Here is a 21,713-nt window from a genome sequence, read left to right on the forward strand (position 1 = left end):
CGTGCCAAGGGTCGGGGCCCTGCGGGTCAGGCCTTGCCGAGCACCTGGCGCTGGCGGCCGAGGCCGTCGATCTCGATCTCGACGACGTCGCCGGGGGCGAGGAACGGCGTGCCGGGACGGCCCAGGGTGACACCGGCCGGGGTGCCGGTGACGATCACGTCGCCGGGCTCCAGCACCATGAACTGACTGGCGTAGCGGACCAGTTCGAGCACCGGGAAGATCATCTCCGCGGTGCTGCCGTGCTGCCGCCGCTCGCCGTTGACCCAGAGCCGCAGCCCGAGGGCCTGCGGGTCCGCCACCTCGTCGGCGGTGACCAGCCAGGGCCCGAGCGGGGTGAAGGTCTCCGCCGACTTGCCCTTGTCCCACTGGCCGCCGCGCTCGAACTGGAAGGCCCGCTCGGTGACGTCGTTGGCGATCGTGTAGCCGGCGATCACCCCGGCGGCCTCGGCGTGCGACTCCAGGTAGCGGGCGGTCCGGCCGATCACCACGGCCAGCTCGGCCTCGTAGTCGGTCTTCTCGCCGCCGCGCGGCACCAGCACCTCGTCGTACGGGCCGACCACCGTGGAGCTCGGCTTGAGGAAGATCACCGGCTCGGCCGGGATCGCGGCCCCGGCCTCGGCCGCGTGGTCGCGGTAGTTGAGCCCGATGCCGACCACCTTGCCCGGCCGGGCCACCGGCGCGCCCACGCGCTGCCCGGCCAGGTCCACCACCGGCAGGACGCCGGCGGCGACGTCCCCGGCCAGCGCGGCCGGGTCCAGCCCGGCCAGGAAGGACCCGTCGAGGTCGCGGGCCCGCCCGGAGAGGTCGTACGCGGTGCCGTCCTCACCCAGCACGACCGGGCGCTCGGCGCCAAGGGGTCCGACGCGAAGGAGCTTCATCGATCCGTCACCAGCCTTTCGTCGCAGCTCACCGGGGCGGCACGGACACCGCTCCCGAGTCTGGCAACGAGGTATACCAACGCCGCGGGGCGGCGGACCAGACCGTTCCGATCGGCGAAATCCTCCCGATTCCCGGCCCGGACCGGGGCCCGGATCGGGCGGCCGCACGGTTGACAACCGGCGGTCCGGCACCGGGCCCCGCGCCCGGGCGGTTCAGCCGCCCGCCCCGCACCCCGGGACGGTTCAGCCGCCCAGCAGCACCCCCAGGCTCAGCGCCCGCGCCCGGCCCCGGCCGAGCCGGGCGACCTGCCGCTGCCAGTGCGCGAGGTCGCGCCGCGCGTCCGCCCGGGCCTCCGGGGTGGCGCCCGGCACCTGGGTCAGCTCGTCCAGCAGGTCGACCGCGGCCCCCGGGCTGCCGTCCCGGGCCAGCCAGAGGGCCAGGTCGTGGCAGGTGCGCAGGGTCCTCGGGTCGGCCGGGCCGCAGATCCGGGCGAAGTCGGGGACGAGGCCGGTGAGGATCTCCACCGCCTCGGCCGGCTCCCCCGCCACACCGTGCTGCCAGGCCCGGTCGGCCCGCCGGCGCAGCTGCTCGGGGCTGGGGTCGTCCGGGCGCAGCATCCCCGGCCGGACCGTCCGCAGCAGCTCCAGCACCTCGGCGGCGTCGGCCGGGCGGTCCTGGGGCCGCTTGGCGAGCAGCCGGGCGACCAGCTCGGCCAGCGCCGGGTCCTTGCTGCGCACCCGGGGCGGGACCTCCTCCAGGTGCTTGTACATGTACTCGGCGGCCGAGGCGGCGCGGAACGGCCGCCCGCCGGTGCAGACCTCGTACAGCATGACGCCGAGCGCGTAGAGGTCGGCCCGGCCGTCCACCACGCCGCCGGACCAGCACTCGGGGGCGAGGTACGGGACGGTGCCGACCACGTTGCCGGTGGAGGTGAGCCGGACGGTCTGGGTGACCAGCCGCGCGATGCCGAAGTCCAGGACCTTGCCCCGCTCCCCCTCCCCGGCGATCATCACGTTCTCGGGCTTGATGTCCCGGTGGACGATGCCCGAACTGTGCGCCGCCTCCAGCGCCTTGCAGACGTGCCGCATCCAGCGCAGCCCCTTGGCGTGGTCCGGCAGGCCGCCCTTGAGCACGTCGGACAGCGCCCGGCCGCGGACCAGCTCCATCACCAGGTACGGGGTCTTCCCGGAGCCGGCCTCGGTCCACCCGTAGTCGTACACGGTCACGATGTGCGGGTTGTTGAGGCCGCCGGCCGCCTTGGCCTCGCGGACGAAGCGGCTGACCGCCTCCCGGTCGGTGGCGTGCTCGGCGAGCAGCACCTTCACCGCGACCTGCCGGTCGAAGGTCGTGTCGGTCGCCCGCCAGACCACGCCGAAGCCGCCCCTGCCCAGCCGCTCCTCCAGCCGGAACCGACCGCCGAGCACCTCGCCCTTCTCCATGCCCTCCCCCAACTCGACCGCGCCCGCCCGGCGTTCGCCGTCGGAGGGGTCACCATAGCGGCGGGCGGGGACGAACGGGTGAACGAGCGCGGGCCGGCCCTTCCGGATGTCGTCACGGCCGGCACCGGTCCTGCGCGCGGCCCGGACCGGAGTGCCGGTCCGGGCCGGCGCGCGGTGCCGGCCCGGACCGGACTACGGCTTGGGCTTGGGCAGGCCGGGCGGGTTGACCTCGGAGGCCTTCACCGCCTCGTTGTCCAGGCCCCAGCGCTTGAGCACCTGCCCGTACGTGCCGTTCCTGATCACCTCGTCGATCGCCGCGTTGAGGGCCTTGACCAGGCCGTTGTCCTTCCTGGTGGTCGCCGCGATCTTGCCCAGGACGTCGGCCCCGCCGCCCGAGTAGGTGCCGACGACCTCGGTCTCGCCGGTCTGCACGGCGTGGAAGGACAGGCTGGGGTTGGGGCCGGTGTAGACCTCGATCCGGCCGGAGGAGAGCGCCAGGAAGTAGTCGGTGCCCTGGAAGTACTTGATGTCGATCGGCTTGAGGCCGTTGCGCACGTCCTCCTCGCTCCAGGCGACCAGCAGCTTCTCCTGGTTGGTGCCGGTGGCGACGCCGACCGACTTGCCCGCGAGGTCCTTGGGGCCGGCGACCTTGAGGCCGCTGCCCTTCTTCGTCTCGAAGCCCAGGACGTCCAGCCGGTAGGTGGCGAAGTCGTACTTCTCCTTGCGCGCCTCGGTGACGGTGATGTTGGACAGGCCCACGTCGTACTTGCCGCTGTCCAGGCCGACGAAGATGTTCTCCCAGGAGACCGGGTTGAACTCGACCTTGAGGCCGAGCACCCCGCCGATCAGGGTGGCGATGTCGGGCTCGACGCCGATGATGGTCTTGTCGTCGTTGGCGTAGAAGTCCAGCGGCGGGGTGGAGCCGATCGAGTCGACGACGGTCAGCGTCCCCTTCTTTCTGATCTCCTCCGGGACCAGCGCGGCGATCGCGTCGACTTTGGGCGTGGTGACCCGGTTCTGGTTCGGCGAGAGGTTGACCACGGTGCCGTCCGGCGCGGTGCTGCCCTTGGCCGGGGCGAGTTCCGCCGCGGCGCCCGTGGCACCGCTGCCGCAGCCGGCCAGGACGAGGGTGGCGGCGAGCGCGGCGGCCGGGCCCACGAGGGCGCGACGGGGTAGGGACATGGCGGAACTCCTGCTCGGTGAAGGTGGAACGGGGAGAGGAAACGGGGAGAGGAAAGGAAAGGGGAAGGGAGGGGAAGGGCTCAGAGGACCTTGGCGAGGAAGGCCCGGGTGCGTTCCTGCCGCGGCCGGTCCAGCACCTCGGCCGGCGGGCCCTGCTCGACCACCACGCCGCCGTCCATGAAGACCACGGTGTCGGCGACCTCGCGGGCGAATCCGATCTCGTGGGTGACCACGATCATCGTGGTGCCGCTGCGGGCCAGGTCCTTGATGACGTCCAGCACCTCGCCGACCAGCTCCGGGTCGAGCGCCGAGGTCGGCTCGTCGAACAGCAGCACCTTCGGCTCCAGCGCCAGCGCCCGGGCGATCGCCACCCGCTGCTGCTGCCCGCCGGACAGCTGCCGGGGGTAGGCGGCCGCCTTGTCGGCCAGCCCGACCCGCTCCAGCAGCGCCAGGGCCGTCGCCCTCGCCTCGGCCCGGGGCCGGCGCAGCGCGGCGACCGGCGCCTCGACCAGGTTCTCCAGCACGGTGAGGTGCGGGAACAGGTTGAAGTTCTGGAACACGAAGCCGATGCCGGTGCGCTGGCGCAGCACCTCGCGCTCCTTGAGCTCGTACAGCCGGTCCCCGGCGCGCCGGTAGCCGATCAGCTCGCCGTCGATCGCGACGTGGCCGCGGTCCAGCTTCTCCAGGTGGTTGATCGCCCGCAGCAGGGTGGACTTGCCGGAGCCGGACGGGCCGAGGACCACGGTCACCGAGCCCGCCGGAACGTCCAGGTCGACCCCGCGCAGCACCTCCAGCCGGCCGAAACTCTTGTGCAGGCCGCGGACCCGCACCATCGGGGCGGCCCCGGCCGGCCCGGTCTTCGTCAGGGTGGTCACGACTGTCCTCCGGAGGTGCGGGCGGCGGGCCGGGTGCGGTCCGGCAGGCTGTGGACGAAGGCCCGGGCCCGCTGCAGCGGGGTGGGCGGCGGGGTGCGCTGCGCGCCCCGGGCGAAGTGGCGTTCCACGTAGTACTGGCCGATCGAGAGCACCGTGGTCAGCACCACGTACCAGACGGTGGCGACCATCAGCAGCGGCACAACCCGGCCGGTCCGGCCGTAGATCACCTGGGTCTGGTAGAAGAGCTCGCCGATGGCCATCACATAGACCACCGAGGTGCCCTTGAGCAGCGAGATCACCTCGTTGGCGGCGGCCGGCAGGATGCCCCGCATGGCCTGCGGCAGCACGATCCGCCGGGCCTGCCGCCACCGCGGGATGCCGAGCGCGGCGGCGGCCTCCCGCTGGCCGGCGTCCACCGCGATGATGCCGCCGCGGATGATCTCGGCGGCGAACGCGGCCTGGTGCAGCCCGAGGCCGAGCACCGCGGCCCCGAGGGCGCCGAGCACGCCGACCGTCTCGAAGTCGCCGAAGGTCGGGCCGAAGGGGATGCCGAACCCGAACCGCTTGTACAGGTACGAGAGGTTGAACCAGAAGACCAGCTGGACGATCAGCGGGATCGAGCGGAACACCCAGACGTACGCCCAGGCGATCGACCGCAGCACCGCGCTGCGGGACAGCCGCATCGCGGCCACCCCGGCGCCCAGCAGGAAGCCCAGCACCGTTCCGTAGGCGGTGAGTTCGAGGGTCCGGCCGATCGCCTGGAGGATCGTGTCGGCGGTGAAGTAGACCCGGAAGGTGGCCCAGTCCCAGCCGGGGTTGGTGGCCAGGCCGTGGGCGAACTGGGCGAGGACGACCAGCGCGGCGATCCCGGCCGCCCAGCGCCACGGGTGCCGGGCGGGGACGGTCCGCAGACCGGCCAGCTCGTCGAGGTCGAGGTCGTGGCCGTGGCCGTGGTCGTGGTCGGCGGCGGCCGCGGGTCTGGGGCGGGCCGCGGCGGTGTCGGTGGTGAGGGTCATCGGAGGCTCCTTGGGCCTGGCGTCGGACCGGGGCCGGCGTTCACGCGTGCTCGGGCGGGCTGATCTGCGACTCCTTGATCGCCGAGTCGGCGACCCCCCACTTGCGCAGGATCCGCTCGTACGTCCCGTCCTTGATCAGCTGGTTGACCGCCGCTTGGAAGGCCGGGGTGAGCTTCGAGCCCTTCTTGAAGGCGAAGCCCACGTCGAGGCGGTGGAACTCGCCCAGGAAGCGGGTCCCGGAGGCCTCCTGCGCGGCCTGGTGGCGCAGGCCGTTGATGGTGGACATCTCGATGTCCACCCGGCCCTGCTGGAGGCTGGTCAGCAGGGCGCCGCTCTCGCTGAACGCCTTGACCTCGTACGGCTTCTTCCCGGCGTCGGTGCAGACGTTCTTCCGGCTGTTGAGGGTGGTCTCGAAGGTGGTGCCGGCGCCGGTGCCGACGGTCAGCCCGCACAGCTGGACCAGGTCGGTGACCGGCTGCAGCGCGGTGTTGTCCTTCTTCACCGCGAAGCCCTGGCCGTCGTCGATGTAGGTGACGAAGTCGATGGTCTTCAGCCGGGCCGCGGTGACCCCGAAGTTGCCGGTGCCGACGTCGAACTTCCCGCTGTCCAGGGCGGGCAGGATGGTCTCGAACGCGGCCTCCTGCCGCTCCACGGTCAGGCCGAGCACCTTGGCCACCGCGTCGGTGAAGTCCACGTCGATCCCGGCGGGCTTCTTGCTGACCTGGTCGACGTAGAACGCGGTGGGCGCCGCGCCGAAGGAGGAGCCGAACTTCACCGTGCCGGCCCTGCGGACCTCCTCGGGCAGCAGCGCGGCCGCCGCCTCCGACCTGGCCACCGCGGCGACGACGTCCTCTGTGGCGGAGGCGGCCGGACCGCCCGCCCCCGCCGCGCCCGCGATCTTCGGGTCCGAACCGCAGGCGGCCAGCGCCAGGACCGGCAGCAGGGCGGTGGCCGCGAGCAGGCGGCGGCGGACGGTGGTGGTTCTCACGGGGGGCCTTTCGGAACGGGGGTTCGCGGGGGTCAGCGGGTCTTCAGGGCGGGCTGGGCTCCAGGACCCAGGGCTTCAGGGGGTCCGGGCGAGGACCGGGAGGTCCTTCTCGAACGGCAGCGGGCCGATCGTCAGCGGATCGGCGGTGACGTCGAACAGCGGGGTGTACCCGGCGGCCAGGTAGAGGCCCCTGGCCTCGGGCTGGCGCGGGCCGGTGGTGAGGTAGAGCCGGGCGTAGCCGGCCGCGGCCGCCGTCCGCTCCAGTTCGGCCAGCACCCGGCGGGCCAGGCCGCGGCGGCGGTGCGCGGAGTGCGTCCACATCCGCTTCACCTCGGCGGTGCGCCCGTCGTAGCGCTTGTACGCGCCGCCGGCCACCGGCTCGCCGTCCTCCAGCAGGAGCAGCAGCACGCCGTGCGGCTCGGCGAAGGCCTCGCCCGGGTAGCGGCTCATCTCCCGGTGCGCCTCCGGGCCGTACCGGGTGACGTACTCGTGGGTGAGTTCGCGCAGCAGCGGCTCGACCAGCGGGTCGTCGACCGTGACCCGGCGGAACTCGACCGCGGGTGCCGTGCTCACGCCTGCACCGCGATCAGCTGGTGGCGGTCGCGCTCGGCCCGGGCCGCCCGCTCGGCGGCCTTCGCGGCGTCCCGCTTGGCGACCTCCTCGCGGACGATCGGGATGACGTAGCGGCCGAAGTCGATCGCGTCGTCCAGCAGGTGGTAGCCGCGGGCCGAGAGGATGTCCACGCCGAGGTCGTAGTAGTCCAGCAGCGCCTGGGCGACCGTCTCGGGGGTGCCGACCAGCGCGTTGGAGTTGCCCGCGCCGCCGGTGGCCGCGGCGGTCGGGGTCCAGAGCGCCCGGTCGTACCGCTCGCCGGCCTCGGCGATCTCGATCAGCCGCCGGGAGCCGGTGTTTTCGGGTGTCACGGCCCCAGATGCGGCTGCCCCGGGTGCCGAGGCCCGGCGCTCCCGGATCGCGGCGACCGTCCGGTGCGCCTTCTCCCAGGCCAGCTCCTCGGTCGGCGCGATGATCGGCCGGAACGCCACCTGGATCCGCGGCACGTCGGTCCGTCCGGCGGCCCGGGCCGCCTCCTTCACCCGCTCGATCTGCTCGGCGGTGCGGGCCAGCGGCTCGCCCCAGAGGCAGTAGATGTCCGCCTCGGCGCCGCCGGCCGCGTAGGCCGCGTCCGAGGAGCCGCCGAAGGAGACCGCCGGACGCGGCTGCTGCACCGGGAAGACGTCCGAGACGAAGTCGGCGAAGCGGTAGTGCGGGCCCTCGTGGTCGAAGGGCTCCCGGCTGGTCCAGGCCTTCTTCACGATGCCGATGTACTCGCGGGTGCGCTCGTAGCGCTGGTCCTTGGTGAGGTAGTCGCCCTCGCGCTGCTGCTCGTGGTCGTTGCCGCCGGTGATGAAGTGCACGGTCAGCCGGCCGTCGCTGATCCGGTCCAGGGTGGCGAAGGTCTTGGCGGCGAAGGTCGGGTAGGAGACGTTCGGGCGGTGCGCCAGCAGGATCTGCAGCCGGTCGAGGTGGGAGGCGAGGAAGGCCGCCGCGGCAGCCGGCTCCGGGGCGCCGGCCGCGTAGGCGAAGAGCACCCGGTCCCAGCCGTGGTCCTCGTGCGCCCGGGCCAGCCGCAGGGTGTAGTCGCGGTCGAAGGAGGCGGTGGTGCGCGGAGTGGTCTCCGAACCGTCGCCGGTGGCGGCGATGCCGAGGAATTCGACGGGCATGGCGGAACCTTTCGGGTGAGCGGGGATCCGGTGGGCTGCGGGTGGGCATACCGGAGGCGGCCGCGGCGGGGCGGCCGTCGAGCACGTGACGGTGGCGCGGACACGGGTGCGTGGGGCGTGAACCGGGCGCGGGGGCGGGGAGAGTGCCGGAGAGCAGTGCGAAGTCGGCTTAGACAGCGTTTGCCTGATGTGCCGTCAGATACGGACGGCGGTCCCGGCCCGGGGCGGGGCGTACCGAGGGAGGACTCCCCGAGGGAGCGGGCCGAGCGGGATCAGGGCCGGACGGAGGGCCGCTGTCGGGTCAGCCGCGACACGCCGCGGACCACACCCGACCGAAGTCGATGTGGTCGCGGGTGACCAGGGGCTGCTCGGCGTACATGTCCTCAAGTTGAGCAGCCGTCCGGCGCCTGCGTCAACCACCCATCATTTCCGCACTGTTGCGATCTCCTGTCACTTCTCCGACAGCCGCCGGCGGCCCGCTTCCACCCCTCGGACCGTCCTTGACAGCCCTCGTTCGGGCATGCGTACGATCACGGAGGAGTGCAGTGCAACCGTGCCGGACGCGTTGAGGGACGCGGGCCGGCCGCCAGGCCGTCCGTACGTGACCGCAGCCGTACCCGCCCGCCCGCACTCCCGCCAGGAGCCTCCGCCATGGCCACCCCGCAGGACGTCCTACCCCTCCCCTCCGCCCTCGACCGCCCCGAACCGCCACCCGCCCCCGAGGCCCGGATCGTCGCCCGCCGCAAACCCGGCCAGTGGGCCGCCGCGGCCGTCGCGCTGCTGCTGGCCGCGATGGCCGTCACCTCGGTGGTCGACAACAAGGCCTTCCAGTGGAGCGTGGTCGCGGACTGGTTCACCGCCCGGTCCGTCCTCAACGGCCTCGCCCTGACCCTCTGGCTGACCGCCGCCACCCTCGCCCTCGGCTTCGTGCTGGGCACCGTCCTCGCCACCATGCGGCTCTCCACCAACCCGGTGCTGCGCACGCTCAGTTGGGGCTACATCTGGATCTTCCGCTCCACCCCGCCGCTGGTGCAGCTGCTGTTCTTCTTCAACATCGGCGCGCTGTACCCGACGCTCGGCCTGGGCATCCCCTTCGGCCCCGAGTTCGTCACCGTCAAGACGGTCAACCTGATCGGCCCCACCCTGACCGCCGTCATCGGCCTCACCCTGCTGGAGAGCGCGTACGCCGCCGAGGTGATCCGCGGCGGCATCCTCTCCGTCGACCGCGGCCAGCTGGAGGCCGCGGCCGCCCTCGGGCTCGGCCGGTGGCGGGTGCTGCGCCGGATCGTCGTACCGCAGGCGATGCGCGCGATCGTGCCGACCGCCGGGAACATGCTGATCGGCGCGCTCAAGGGCACCAGCATCGTCAGCGTGCTGGCCGTCTCCGACCTGCTCTACTCCGTGCAGCTGGTCTACCTGCAGTCGTACCAGGTCATCCCGATGCTGATGGTCGCCACCATCTGGTACCTGGTGATCACCACCCTGCTCTCCATCGGCCAGTACTACGTGGAACGGCACTTCGCCAGGGGCGCCGACCGCGACGGCCTGCCGCCCACCCCGCTGCAACGCGCCCGCGCGGCCTTCCGACGGGTGGTGCGGGCATGACCGCGACCCTCGTCGTCGTCGGCGCCGGCCCGCGCGGCACCGGCCTGCTGGAGCGGATCGCCGCCAACGCCGCCGAACTCCTGCCCGCCGACAGTCCGTTGGCGATCCACCTGGTCGACCCGCACCCGCCCGGCGCGGGCCGGATCTGGCGCCAGGACCAGTCCCCGCTGCTGCGGATGAACTCGATGGCCGAGGACGTCACCATGTTCACCGACGAGCGCTCCACCCTCGACGGACCGGTCCGCACCGGCCCCTCGCTCGCCGAATGGGCCGGGCGGCGACGGGAGTTCGCGCCCTACCGGGAGGTGGCCGACCCGGCCGTCCGGGCCGAACTGGACACCCTCGCGCCCACCGACTTCCCCACCCGCCGGGCCCAGAGCGCCTACCTGGACTGGGCGTTCCGCCGCGCCGTCGCCGACCTGCCGCCGCACATCACCGTCACCGTCCACCGGGACACCGTCCGGCGGATCGACGGCCCCGCCGACGGCCCGCAGACCGTCCACCTCGGCGACCGGACGATCACCGCCGACCACGTCGCCCTCACCCTCGGCCACCTCGACTCGGCCCCGCATCCGCGGCACGCCGCCGACGCCGAGTTCGCCGCCCGGCACGGCCGCTTCCACCTCCCGCCCGCCTACTCCGCCGACGTGGAAGCCGAGTTGGCGGCCGTCGCGCCCGGCGAACAGGTGGTGCTGCGCGGCCTCGGCCTGGCCTCCGTCGACCTGATCGCGCTGCTCACCGAGGGCCGCGGCGGCCGCTTCGAACCCGCCGGCCACGGGGACGCGCTGCGCTACCGCCCGTCCGGCCGCGAACCGGTGCTCCACCTCGGCTCCCGGCGCGGCGTCCCCTACCACTCCAAGACCGACTACCGCCTCCAGGGGCCGCGCGCCCCACTGCCCCGGTACTTCGACGCCGCCGCCGTCGACGCCGTGCTCGCCACCGACGGGCCGCTGCGACTGCGGCGCGACTTCTGGCCGCTGATGGCCAAGGAGGTCGCCTTCGGGCACTACCACGAGCTGTTCCACGCCCACCCCGGGCGCACCGCCCTGCCCTGGCCGGAGTTCCTCGCCCGGTACGACCGGCACGGCTGGTACACCCCCGAACTCACCGCCCTGATCGCCGAGGCCGTCCCCGACCCCGCCGACCGGATCGACTTCGAACGGCTCGACCACCCGCTGGCCGGCCTCGAACTCGGCACCGCCGAGGAGCTCCAGGCCCACCTCCGCGCGTACGTCGCCGCCGACGCCGACCGCCGCGCCGACCCCGCGCACAGCGCCGACCTCGGCGCCTTCTACGCCCTGCTCTCGCTCTTCGGCCAGCTCCAGCGGGTGCTCACCAGCGGCCGGCTCACCGCCCGCTCGGTCGCCGAGGACGTCGACGAGTGGTTCTTCGGCTACTTCAGCTTCCTCGCCTCCGGGCCGCCCGGCTTCCGGCTGCGCCAGCTGCTCGCGCTCTCCGAGGCCGGGGTGGTGCGCTTCCTCGGCGCGGACGTCCGGATCGAACGGGACGAGGCCACCGGCACCTGGCGGGCCGGCGGCGGCACCGTGCCCGGCCACACCGTCCACGCGACGGCGCTCGTCGAGGCGTACCTGCCCAAGCACGCGCTGGCCCGCACCCTCGACCCCGTCCTGCGCGAACTGCACCGCGCCGGGCGGATCGTGGAAGAGGTGGTGAGCGACCCGGACCACACCCACCGCTCCGGCCTGGTCACCATCGACCCCGCCGACAGCAGGCTGCTCGACCCGGCCCTGGGCGGCGCCCCGCACCCGCGCCGCACCGCGCTCGGCCCGCACACCAGCCTGCGCACGGCCGCCGCCTTCGCCCGGCCGCGCACCGACGCCCCCGCCTTCCGGCAGAACGACGCGGCCGCCCGGGCCCTGCTGCGGGCACTGGCCGCGCTGCCGGCGGCGGCGCTGGCGGCGTGAGCGTGGGCGCGCCGGGGGGCGGGGGCGTCAGGGGCCGAACATCTCCTCCACCAGGTCCTCGTCCGAGACGTGGTCCGGGGCGTCGAACACCACGTCCGCGACGCCCTTCAGGCCGAGCCCGCGGTCCAGCGCGTCCATGCAGGCCCGCGCCTCCTCGTCACCGGCGAAGTCCCACACCCGCAGCCGCCGCACCAGCACCAGCGCCTCCATCGGGCTCATCCTCGGCCGCCGCCGCTGCGGACCGCCCGCGCCCCTGCGGCCCGCCCGGGCGAGCCGCTGCTGGTAGCCGGCCAGGTCCTGCCAGGCCTGCGCGGTGCTCGGGTGGTGCTCGCCCAGCACCCGGGCGAGGTCCGGCAGCAGCGCGTGCAGCTGGATCACCGCGCTCTGCAGGTCGTTGCGGTTGGCGTGGTGCACCGCGAGGTCGTGCCGGGCCTTCAGCAGCCGGGTGTCCTGCGGGCCCCAGGTGGCGTGCAGATCGGGCAGCAGCTCGTTCAGCAGCCGGATCGCGGTGACCACCGCGCCGCTCTCGCCGATGCACCACACCAGGTGGTAGCGGGCGCCGAGGGTGTCCGGGTCGAGCGGGCCGAGTACCGAGCGCATGTCGTCCACCACGCTCGTCAGCAGCCGGATCGCGCCGTCCAGGTCCCCGGCCCGGCTGAGGTACCAGGTGAAGTCCCGCCAGGTGCACAGGGTGTCCCGGTCGCCCGCGCCGAGCGCGGTCACGCACTCCTGGGCGACGGCCTGCAGCAGGATCGCCGACTCCCCGGCCGTCGCCGCCCGGTAGGCGGCCGAGCGCCGCTCGCGCAGCGCGGCCCGTACGGCCTCGGAGGGCGGCGCGGCGAGCACCGGCGGCGTCGTCAGCGGCGACAGCACCGACGGAGCGACGGGCGGCGCGACCGGCGGCGCGGGTGCGGGCACGGCAGGCGGAACGGCGGGCGGAGCGGCGGGCGGCGCCGTCGGCGGAGCGGCCGGGGGCAGGACGGGCGGCGCGGGCGGCACCACCGGCCCGGCCGCGGGCGCGGCCGCCACGGGCGCGCCCCGGTCCACCACCGTCGGCACCGCCGCCGGCGCGCCCGCCCCGCCGCCCGGCGCCGCGGCCAGCTCCGCCAGCCTGCGTTCGACCGCCCGGGCGTCGGCAGGCCGGTCCGCCGGGTCCTTCGCCAGCAGCTCCGCGACCAGCCCGGCCACCTGCGGCGGCAGTCCGAACTGGGCCGGGTCCAGTGCCGGGGGCGGCTCGTTGAGGTGCTGGTACATCAGCACCGGCGTCGAGTCGCCGCCGAACGGCCGTGCCCCGGTGAAGAGTTCGACCAGGACGCAGCCGAGCGCGTACAGGTCGGCGCGGCCGTCCACCCGGCCGCCGGTCCACCGCTCGGGCGCCATGTACGCCGGGCTGCCGACGATCGTCCCGGTGGTGGTCAGCCCGCCCGCGCCGGTGTCCAGCTGGGCGATGCCGAAGTCCAGGACCTTGAGGTGGCCGGCGTCGGTGATCATCACGTTGTCCGGCTTGATGTCCCGGTGCACCATGCCCGCGTCGTGCGCGGTCGCCAGCGCGTCGCTGATCTGCCGTCCCCAGCGCAGGCTGAGCTCAGGCCCGGGCAGTCCGCCGCGCAGCACCTCGGTCAGGGTGCGGCCGGTGAGCAGCTCCATCACCAGGAAGGTGACCTCCCGGTCGCCGACCTCGCACTGGCCGAGGTCGTGCACGGTCACGATGTGCGGGTGCGAGAGGTTGCCGGCCGCGCAGGCCTCCCGGACGAACCGCAGGGCCGCCTTCGCCTGGTCGCCGTCGTGGTGCCCGATGACCTTGACCGCCACCGGCCGCCGCATCCGGGTGTCCCGGGCCCGCCACACCACCCCGAAACCGCCCTGGCCGAGCTTCTCCACCAGTTCGTACCGGCCGTCCAGGACGTCACCGACTCGCACGCGCCCCTCCCCATCCGCCCTGACGGACCCATCCGCCATGACGGAGAGGACTCTACCGACGCCGTCCACCGCCCCTCCCCGAGCCCTGGGCCCAGGTGGAAGGATGGACACCGAGCCCCGCGACGGAGCGGCGGCCCCGGCGGTACGGCCGGATCCAGCAGAGCCGAGGAGAGCGGTCATGGCCAAGCAGGCCCCGCAGAGCGACCCGGCGCAGGACGCCCCCGAGGTGTCGGCGCCCCAGCACGCGGCCGCCGGGCTGCCCGCCGTCGGCCACAGCCTGCGGATGGCCGCGGAGCAGATGGGCGCCCGCCGCACCCTCGCCACCCTGCTCAAGGTCAACCAGCCCGACGGTTTCGACTGCCCGGGCTGCGCCTGGCCCGAGCCGGACAAGACGCACACCGCCGAGTTCTGCGAGAACGGCGCCAAGGCCGTGGCCGAGGAGGCCACCGAGCGCCGGATCCGCGCCGAGTTCTTCGCCGCCCACCCGGTCGCCGAGCTGGCCGAACGGTCCGGCTACTGGCTGGGCCAGCAGGGCCGGCTCACCCAGCCGATGCTGCTCGACGAGGGCGCCACCCACTACACGCCGGTCTCCTGGGACGACGCCTTCGCGCTGATCGCCGAGGAGCTGCGCGCCCTGGACACCCCGGACGGCGCCGCCTTCTACACCTCCGGCCGCACCAGCAACGAGGCCGCCTTCGCGTACCAGCTGTTCGCCCGCCGGCTCGGCACCAACAACCTGCCGGACTGCTCCAACATGTGCCACGAGTCCTCCGGCTCGGCGCTCACCGAGACGCTCGGCGTCGGCAAGGGCAGCGTCAGCCTCAAGGACCTCTACCAGGCCGACCTGATCATCGTGGCCGGTCAGAACCCGGGCACCAACCACCCCCGGATGCTCTCCGCGCTGGAGCGGGCCAAGCGGGCCGGCGCCACGATCGTCAGCGTCAACCCGCTGCCGGAGGCCGGGCTGGAGCGGTTCAAGAACCCGCAGAACGCCCGCGGCCTGGTCGGCCACGGCACCAAGCTGACCGACCTCTTCCTGCAGATCCGCCTCGGCGGGGACCTCGCGCTGTTCCGCGCGCTCAACCGGATCGTCCTGGAGCAGGACGGCGTGGACCACGCCTTCGTCACCGAACACTGCCACGGCTTCGAGGAGTTCGAGGCCCAGGCCCGGACGACGGACCGGGCGGAGGTGCTCGCCGCGACCGGCCTGCCCTGGGAGCAGATCGAGGAGCTCGGCCGGCTGGTGCTGGGCTCGAAGAAGATCATCGTCTGCTGGGCGATGGGCCTCACCCAGCACAAGCACGCCGTCCCGACCATCCGCGAGGTGGTCAACTTCCTGCTGCTGCGCGGCAACGTCGGCCGTCCCGGCGCCGGCGTCTGCCCGGTGCGCGGGCACAGCAACGTCCAGGGCGACCGGACGATGGGCATCTTCGAGCGCCCCGCCAAGGCCTTCCTCGACGCGCTGGAGAACGAGTTCGGCTTCGAGCCGCCGCGCGAGCACGGCCTCGACTCGGTCGACACCATCCGCGCGATGCGCGACGGCAAGGTCAAGGTCTTCTTCGCGATGGGCGGCAACTTCGTCGCGGCCACCCCGGACACCGAGGTCACCGAGGCGGCGATGCGCCGCTGCCGGCTCACCGTCCACGTCTCCACCAAGCTCAACCGCTCGCACGTGGTCACCGGCGCCCGCGCCCTGATCCTGCCCACCCTGGGCCGCACCGACCGGGACGTCACCGGTGCCGGCGCCCAGTTCGTCAGCGTCGAGGACTCGATGGGCCAGGTGCACGCCTCCCGCGGCGGACTGCGTCCGCCCGCGCCGGGCCTGCTCTCCGAGACCGCGATCGTCTGCCGCCTCGCCCGCGCCGTCCTCGGCCCGCGGGACACCCTGCCGTGGGAGGACTTCGCGAACGACTACGACACCCTGCGCGAGCGGATCGCCCGCGTCGTCCCGGGCTTCGCGGACTACAACGAGAAGGTCCGCCGCCCCGGCGGCTTCACCCTGCCGCACGGCCCGCGCGACTCCCGTACCTTCCCGACCGCGACGGGCCGGGCCAACTTCACCGTCAACCCGCTGACCGCCCCCGAGGTCCCGCCGGGCCGCCTGCTGCTGCAGACCCTGCGCTCGCACGACCAGTACAACACCACGATCTACGGCCTCGACGACCGCTACCGCGGCATCAAGGGCGGCCGCCGCGTCGTGCTGGTGAACCCCGACGACGCCGCCGACCTGGGCCTCACCGAGGGCGAGTACGTCGACCTGGTCGGCGAGTGGAAGGACGGCGTCGAGCGGCGCGCCCCGCACTTCCGTGTCGTCCACTACCCCGTCGCCCGCGGCGGGGCGGCGGCCTACTACCCGGAGACCAACGTCCTGGTGCCGCTGGACTCCACCGCGGACATCAGCAACACCCCCACCTCCAAGTCGGTCGTCATCCGCTTCGAGCCCGACAGCGGCGAATAGCCCCGGACGCGCGGAGGCCGCCCCCGTCCTCGGACGTGGGGCGGCCTCCGCGTGGGTGGACCCGTCAGTGGGTCGGCGTCCCCAGCGGCAGGGTGGCCGTGGCGGTGCCGGGGAGGGAGGCGGTGGCCGAGCCGGTCCCGCTCGGGGTGCCCGCCGGGGTGCCGGTCCCGGTCCCGGTCGGGGTGGGCGTGCCCGGGGTGCCGGTCGGAGTCGGGGTGCCCGGGGTCCCGGTCGGGGTCGGGGTGCCGGTCGGGGTGCCGGTCGGCGTCTGCGTCGGGGCCGGCGTGCCGGTGCCCGAGGGCGTGCCCGGGTCGGTCGGGGTGCCGCCGGGGGTGGTCGGGGTGCCGGTGGGCTGGCCCGGGGTGGCCGGCGGCGTGGTGGGCTGGGTGGCCGGCGGGGTCGGCTTGGCCGGGCTGGGCGCGATCGGGGTGACGGCGTCCCAGCCGGCCGGCAGGTCCGGGACCTTCCAGGTGCCGCCCGCGTCGTCGGCCGCGCCGGACGGGTCCGGCCGGACGGCGCCGAGGATCGGCATCGAGCCGATCGGCGACACCTTGATGAACGCGCCCGGGCGGGGCGCCTGCACGATCAGCCCGCCGCCGATGTACATCCCGATGTGCGAGGCGTCCTGGAAGTAGACCACCAGGTCGCCGGGCCGCAGCTGGTTCAGCGCGACGTGCGGCAGCTGCGCCCACTGCTCCTGGCTGGTGCGCGGGATCGCCTTGCCGGCGTGCAGCCAGGCCTGCGAGGTGAGGCCGGAGCAGTCGTAGGCGTCCGGTCCGGTGCCGCCCCACAGATACGGCTTGCCCACCTGGGCCAGCGCGAAGGCGATCGCCCCGCGCCCCTGCAGGGAGGGGGTGCGCTCGCCCTTGCCGAGCGCCCCGGAGGCGAGGAAGGCGAGCTGGGCCTCGTCGGCCTTGGCCTTCTCCAGCTGCTCCAGCTCGGTGCGCTGCGCACCGGTCAGCGAGGCGACGGCCTGCTCGACGGCGGTGAGGTCGGCGGCCGCCTTGGCCTTGGCGGCGTCCTGCTGGGCGACCAGGCTCTGGGAGGTCTTCAGGGCCTCCTCGGTCTGCTTCTTCAGCCCGTCCAGCTCGTCCCGGTCGCTCTTCAGCCGGTTCAGGAACTCCGACTGGGAGCGGCTGGCCGTGGCGAGCAGTTCGGCGATGGTGACCGCCTCGTACGGGTCCTTGGAGAGCAGCAGTTCGGCGTAGGCGGAGGCGGCGCCGTTGCGGTACTGGGCGGCGGCGAGCTGCGAGGCGATGTCGGTGCCGGCGTCGACCTGCTTCTGCTGGCGCTCCAGCCGGCCCTGGAGGTCGGTGAGCGAGGCCTGCTGCTCGGTCACCTTGGCGACCGCGCCGTTGTACTGCTCGGTGGCGGCCTCGGCGCTCTGGTAGAGGGCGTGCAACTGGTCGAGCAGCGGGCCGAGGGTGGCCTTGGCGGCGGCGAGCGGATCGGAGCCGGCGACGACCGTCCCGGTGCCCGGGTCGGGCGCGGCCCAGGCGGCTCCGGCGGCGGCCGGCAGGGCGAGCGCGGCGGCCGCGAGAACGGCTCCGCAGCGCAGGGCCGCCCGTACCCAGGGGCGTACGCCTGCCGTCTCCGTACGCTGTGCAGCCCCGCCCATGGGTTGGTCCTCCCCGCCCGTGCCCTGTCCCGGTCTCCCGGATCCCGCAGATCCTCCCACGTGTTACTCGCCGGAAACAGGGCGCACGCGGACCGGGAGGTTAATTCTCGATTGATCTGTGAGACAGGTCTCAGCAAACCCGAACGAACCAGGGCGTTCTTCGCTAATGTCCAGTTCAGCGGGGCCTCGGCCACCCGAACGAAAGCTTACGGACACCCTGGGTCCACCATCGGAACCACGATTCCCGGCTCAGTTCACCTTCCGTTTACCCAGCCGACCTACGGTCGCGACAGTCATCAACGTCCGTGCGACAACTAAGACGATTGTTTGGGTATGGAACACATCTCGTTCCTGGTGGCCGTTGTGATCATCACGGCGCTCGCCTTCGACTTCACCAACGGGTTCCACGACACCGCCAACGCGGCCGCCACCGCGATCGCGACCGGAGCTCTTCGTCCGAAGGTCGCGGTCACCATCGCGGCCGTCCTCAACTTCGCGGGCGCGTTCCTCTCCGTGAAGGTCGCCACCACCATCTCCGGCGGCATCGTCAACGAGAAGGCCGGGGTCCATCCCGAGATCATCTTCGCCGCACTGGCCGGAGCGATCCTCTGGAACCTGCTGACCTGGCTGCGCGGCCTGCCGTCCAGTTCCTCGCACGCGCTGTACGGCGGCCTGATCGGCGCCACGATCGTCGGCGTCGGCATGAACGGCGTCAACTTCGACACCGTGGTCACCAAGATCATCATCCCCGCGGTCGCCTCCCCGTTCGTCGCCGGACTCGCCTCCTGGGGCGCGACCAAGCTGGCCTACGCGATCACCCGCAAGGGCGACGCCGCGGCCACCGAGAAGGGCTTCAAGACCGGCCAGATCTTCTCGTCCTCGCTGATCTCGCTGGCGCACGGCACCAACGACGCCCAGAAGACGATGGGCATCATCACCCTGACCCTGGTCTCGGTCGGCGCCCTGCCGCACGGCGCGCTGCCGCCCACCTGGGTGATCGTCTCCGCGGGTGCCGCGATCGCGCTCGGCACCTACATGGGCGGCTGGCGGATCATCCGCTCGATGGGCAAGGGCCTGGCCGACATCCGTCCGCCGCAGGGCTTCGCCTCCGAGTCGGCCGCCGCGACCGTCATCCTGACCTCCTCGCACATGGGCTTCGGCCTCTCCACCACCCAGGTCTGCTCCGGCGGCATCATGGGCGCCGGCCTCGGCGGCCCGAAGGGCGAGCTGCGCTGGAGCCTGGTCCGCCGCATGGTCTACACCTGGGGCCTGACCCTGCCGGCCGCCGCGCTGGTCTCCGGCGGCGCGGCCCTGCTGGCCGAGCAGGGCACCTGGGGCATCGTCCTGGTCGGCGTCGCGCTGGTGTCCGGCTCGGGCGCGATGTGGCTGATCTCCCGCCGCCAGCCGGTCGGCGCGGACAACGTCAACGACGTCACCCCGGTCGAGGTGGCGCCCACCGTCACCGCGAACGTCCCCACCCCCGCCTCGACCACGGTCGCGGCCTGAGCGCCGCAGGCTGAGGAGCACTCACCATGCACATCAAGTGGAACGCCCTGGCGCAGACCGCCGGCTTCAGCTTCGGCATCACCGTCGCCGTCGTCGCCGTCTTCGCCCTCGGCATCCTGGCCCTGTCCCGCCGCGAGGCCTCGCTGAGCGCCGCCCGCGAGGGCTCGGGCGCCCCGGCCGCGGGCGGGGCCAAGCTGGCCCTGGCCGGCGCGTACGTCTGCTTCGCGGCCTGCGCCGCGACGGTCGGCTACGGACTGATGCTGATCGCCGGCAAGTAGCCGCCGCGGCACGAGCAACGGGCCGGGGAGTGTCTCGACACTCCCCGGCCCGTTTGCGTATCCCCTCGGCCCGCTCCCCGGCGGTCGGTTCTCCCGGGTGGTCAGTTCTCCTGGGTGGTCTTCAGCACCGTCTCCCGGATGAACAGCACGGTGACGAAGGCCAGCGCGGCGAACGGGGCGGCCCACAGGAAGACGGTGCCGACCCCGTGGCCGAAGGCGTCGGTCACCAGCGGGAGGATCGGGGCGGGCAGCTTGTGCAGGTCCGGGATGCCGCCGCCGGTCGCCGCGTGCCCGGCCGGGATGTGCGCGGCGGCCAGGTTCTCCGTCAGGTAGTGGCCGACCTTGTTCGTCATCAGCGCGCCGAGCGCGGAGACGCCCATCGCGCCGCCCATGGTGCGGAAGAAGGTGACCACCGAGCTGGCCGCGCCGAGCTCGTGCCGGGGCACCGTGTTCTGCACCGCGAGCACCAGGTTCTGGCTGGTCAGGCCGAGGCCGACGCCGGTGATCGCCATGTAGACGGAGAGCAGCACGTAGTCCGTGTCGGCCCGGGCGGTGCCCAGCAGGCCGAAGCCGACCGCGAGCAGCGCGGTGCCGGCGACCAGGTAGGCCTTCCACCGGCCGTACTTGGTGATCAGCCGCCCGGCCACGGCGGAGGAGACCGCCAGGCCGAGGATCATCGGCAGGGTCATCAGACCGGCCATCGTCGGGGACTTGGCGCGGGCCAGCTGGAAGTACTGGCTGAGGAAGGTGGTCGCGCCGTACATCCCGACGCCGACCAGCACGCTGGCGAGGGCGGACAGGGTGACGGTCCGGTACTTGAAGAGGTCCGGCGGGATGATCGGCTCGGCGGCGCGGCGCTCGACCACGACGGCGAGCGCGCCCAGCACCAGGCCGCCGCCGACCATGGCCGCGGTCTGCCAGGACAGCCAGGCGTAGTTCTTGCCGGCCAGCGTGATCCAGATCATCAGCAGGCTGACCGAGGCGGTGATGACCAGCGCGCCCAGGTAGTCGATCTTCGCCTTGCGCTTGACCACCGGCAGCTTGAGGGTCCGCTGCACCACCAGGATCGCGGCCACCGCGAACGGGATGCCGACGTAGAAGCACCAGCGCCAGCCCAGCCAGGAGGTGTCCACGATGACGCCGCCGATCAGCGGGCCGCCGATGGTGGCGAGGGCGAAGACGGCGCCGAAGTAGCCGCTGTACCGGCCGCGCTCGCGCGGCGGGACCATCGCGGCCAGGCAGATCTGGCCCAGCGCGACGACACCGCCGGCGCCGACGCCCTGCAGCGCGCGGCAGGCGATCAGCTCGGCCGTGTTCTGCGACAGGCCGGCCAGCGCGGAGGTCGCGATGTAGATCAGCAGGGCGATCTGCAGCAGCAGCTTCTTGCTGGCGAGGTCGGAGAGCTTGCCCCAGATCGGGGTGGAGGCGGTGAGGGTGAGCAGCGCCGCGGTGATCACCCAGGTGTACGCGGACTGGCCGCCGTGCAGGTCGGCCAGGATGTGCGGCAGGGCGTTGGAGACGACGGTCGAGGAGAGCACGGCCACGAAGAGGCCGAGCAGCAGGCCGGAGAGCGCCTCCATCACCTGTCGGTGGGTCATCTGTCGGTCGTCGACGGCGGCGGTGCCGCTCGCGGCCTCGGTGGTCACGGTCATCTGGGTCCTTCGGCGCAGGCGTGCGGGATACGCGCATCATGAAAGTTCGTTGCCTTAAGCAACCATAAGATGAGATGGTTGAATTAGGCAACTTTCTTCAAGGCCAGGTAAAGAGACCGGCGCCGCCGACCGGGGCGCACCGCCGCGGACCCCGGTCAGTCGACCGGCGGCTCCGCCAGCACGTCGTTGAACCGGTGCAGCAGCTCAGCGAAGCGCACCGTGTCCTCCTGCGACCAGCCGCCCATCACCTCGCGCACCCGCCGCATCCGGGCGTCCCGGGCGGCCAGGTAGCGCCGCCGCCCGTCCTCGGTCAGCGACACCAGCGCGGCCCGGCGGTCCAGCGGGTCGGCCTCCCGGGCCACCAGCCCGAGCTCCTCCAGCGCGCGGATCTGCCGGCTCACCGTCGCCTTGCCCACCGTGAAGTGGGCGCCGACGTCGGTCACCCGGACCCTCCCGGCCTGCTCGACGTAACCGAGCAGGCTGTACGCCATCCCCTCCAGCCCGGGGTGCACCCGGCGTGAGAGTTCCGCCACTCTGGCCCGGCCCCGCCGGAACATCAGCGCGACCTCGCGCTCCACCGCCACCAGGGCTTCCTCGTCGCTCACCGCGCCAGTATCGCCCAGTGCCCCCGGGCCGCCCGCGGCGCGGGAG

17 protein-coding genes are annotated in these 21,713 nt (G+C 73.4%); 5 read left to right on the forward strand and 12 right to left on the reverse strand.

All coding sequences use genetic code 11. The features are described from left to right. Positions 1 to 26: 26 nt before the first annotated feature. From ACYP53_RS03930 to ACYP53_RS03965, 8 genes are all read right to left on the reverse strand, one after another. Complete coding sequence (locus ACYP53_RS03930; protein ID WP_189915712.1) at positions 27 to 878, reverse strand: fumarylacetoacetate hydrolase family protein; 852 nt, start codon at positions 876 to 878, stop codon at positions 27 to 29. Positions 879 to 1,121: 243 nt separating this feature from the next. Beyond that, positions 1,122 to 2,318 (reverse strand): serine/threonine-protein kinase, encoded by a 1,197-nt coding sequence (locus ACYP53_RS03935; RefSeq protein WP_459646642.1) that lies wholly within the window; start codon positions 2,316 to 2,318, stop codon positions 1,122 to 1,124. Between the two features lie 192 nt (positions 2,319 to 2,510). Then, positions 2,511 to 3,500 (reverse strand): ABC transporter substrate-binding protein, encoded by a 990-nt coding sequence (locus ACYP53_RS03940; RefSeq protein WP_189915710.1) that lies wholly within the window; start codon positions 3,498 to 3,500, stop codon positions 2,511 to 2,513. Between the two features lie 80 nt (positions 3,501 to 3,580). Then, the gene (locus tag ACYP53_RS03945; protein ID WP_189915856.1) at positions 3,581 to 4,333 is read right to left on the reverse strand and encodes an amino acid ABC transporter ATP-binding protein; all 753 of its coding nucleotides are present in this window, start codon (positions 4,331 to 4,333) and stop codon (positions 3,581 to 3,583) included. 38 nt (positions 4,334 to 4,371) lie between these two features. Further along, the gene (locus tag ACYP53_RS03950) at positions 4,372 to 5,391 is read right to left on the reverse strand and encodes an amino acid ABC transporter permease (RefSeq protein ID WP_459646643.1); all 1,020 of its coding nucleotides are present in this window, start codon (positions 5,389 to 5,391) and stop codon (positions 4,372 to 4,374) included. A 40-nt stretch (positions 5,392 to 5,431) separates the two neighbouring features. Further along, the gene (locus ACYP53_RS03955; protein WP_189915708.1) at positions 5,432 to 6,379 is read right to left on the reverse strand and encodes an ABC transporter substrate-binding protein; all 948 of its coding nucleotides are present in this window, start codon (positions 6,377 to 6,379) and stop codon (positions 5,432 to 5,434) included. Between the two features lie 75 nt (positions 6,380 to 6,454). Next, positions 6,455 to 6,952: a GNAT family N-acetyltransferase gene (locus ACYP53_RS03960; protein ID WP_189915707.1), complete on the reverse strand. Its 498-nt coding sequence runs from the start codon at positions 6,950 to 6,952 to the stop codon at positions 6,455 to 6,457. Next, positions 6,949 to 8,100: an LLM class flavin-dependent oxidoreductase gene (locus ACYP53_RS03965; RefSeq protein ID WP_459646644.1), complete on the reverse strand. Its 1,152-nt coding sequence runs from the start codon at positions 8,098 to 8,100 to the stop codon at positions 6,949 to 6,951. The genes ACYP53_RS03960 and ACYP53_RS03965 overlap by 4 nt, the downstream gene beginning before the upstream one ends. Positions 8,101 to 8,751: 651 nt before the next feature. Between ACYP53_RS03965 and ACYP53_RS03970 the strand changes: the two genes are divergently transcribed. Together ACYP53_RS03970 and ACYP53_RS03975 are read left to right on the forward strand one after the other, a co-directional pair. After that, positions 8,752 to 9,705: an amino acid ABC transporter permease gene (locus tag ACYP53_RS03970; RefSeq protein ID WP_459646645.1), complete on the forward strand. Its 954-nt coding sequence runs from the start codon at positions 8,752 to 8,754 to the stop codon at positions 9,703 to 9,705. Next, positions 9,702 to 11,630: an FAD/NAD(P)-binding protein gene (locus ACYP53_RS03975; RefSeq protein ID WP_189915704.1), complete on the forward strand. Its 1,929-nt coding sequence runs from the start codon at positions 9,702 to 9,704 to the stop codon at positions 11,628 to 11,630. Before ACYP53_RS03970 ends, ACYP53_RS03975 begins: the two co-directional genes overlap by 4 nt. A 27-nt stretch (positions 11,631 to 11,657) precedes the next feature. Here the strand turns inward: ACYP53_RS03975 and ACYP53_RS03980 are convergent, their stop codons facing one another. After that, entirely contained in the window at positions 11,658 to 13,550 is a 1,893-nt protein-coding gene (locus tag ACYP53_RS03980) for a serine/threonine-protein kinase (protein WP_459646646.1), read from the reverse strand. 178 nt (positions 13,551 to 13,728) lie between these two features. Here ACYP53_RS03980 and ACYP53_RS03985 point away from each other — a divergent pair, with 178 nt between their 5' ends. Further along, positions 13,729 to 16,008: an FdhF/YdeP family oxidoreductase gene (locus tag ACYP53_RS03985; RefSeq protein WP_459646647.1), complete on the forward strand. Its 2,280-nt coding sequence runs from the start codon at positions 13,729 to 13,731 to the stop codon at positions 16,006 to 16,008. Between the two features lie 64 nt (positions 16,009 to 16,072). Here ACYP53_RS03985 and ACYP53_RS03990 read toward each other — a convergent pair whose 3' ends face one another. Then, the gene (locus ACYP53_RS03990; protein WP_229928523.1) at positions 16,073 to 17,626 is read right to left on the reverse strand and encodes a C40 family peptidase; all 1,554 of its coding nucleotides are present in this window, start codon (positions 17,624 to 17,626) and stop codon (positions 16,073 to 16,075) included. Between the two features lie 333 nt (positions 17,627 to 17,959). Here ACYP53_RS03990 and ACYP53_RS03995 point away from each other — a divergent pair, with 333 nt between their 5' ends. Then, positions 17,960 to 19,132 (forward strand): inorganic phosphate transporter, encoded by a 1,173-nt coding sequence (locus ACYP53_RS03995; protein ID WP_459646648.1) that lies wholly within the window; start codon positions 17,960 to 17,962, stop codon positions 19,130 to 19,132. A 26-nt stretch (positions 19,133 to 19,158) separates the two neighbouring features. Beyond that, positions 19,159 to 19,410 (forward strand): hypothetical protein, encoded by a 252-nt coding sequence (locus ACYP53_RS04000; protein WP_189915701.1) that lies wholly within the window; start codon positions 19,159 to 19,161, stop codon positions 19,408 to 19,410. Between the two features lie 101 nt (positions 19,411 to 19,511). Here ACYP53_RS04000 and ACYP53_RS04005 read toward each other — a convergent pair whose 3' ends face one another. Together ACYP53_RS04005 and ACYP53_RS04010 are read right to left on the reverse strand one after the other, a co-directional pair. Then, on the reverse strand, positions 19,512 to 21,008 hold the full coding sequence (locus ACYP53_RS04005; protein WP_189915855.1) for an MDR family MFS transporter: 1,497 nt from the start codon (positions 21,006 to 21,008) through the stop codon (positions 19,512 to 19,514). Positions 21,009 to 21,217: 209 nt separating this feature from the next. Continuing rightward, positions 21,218 to 21,667 carry a MarR family winged helix-turn-helix transcriptional regulator gene (locus tag ACYP53_RS04010; RefSeq protein WP_459646649.1) on the reverse strand — a complete coding sequence of 150 codons (450 nt, stop codon included), beginning with the start codon at positions 21,665 to 21,667 and terminating at the stop codon, positions 21,218 to 21,220. Between the last annotated feature and the right edge of the window lie 46 nt (positions 21,668 to 21,713).

Source organism: Kitasatospora sp. Ki12, from assembly GCF_054601375.1.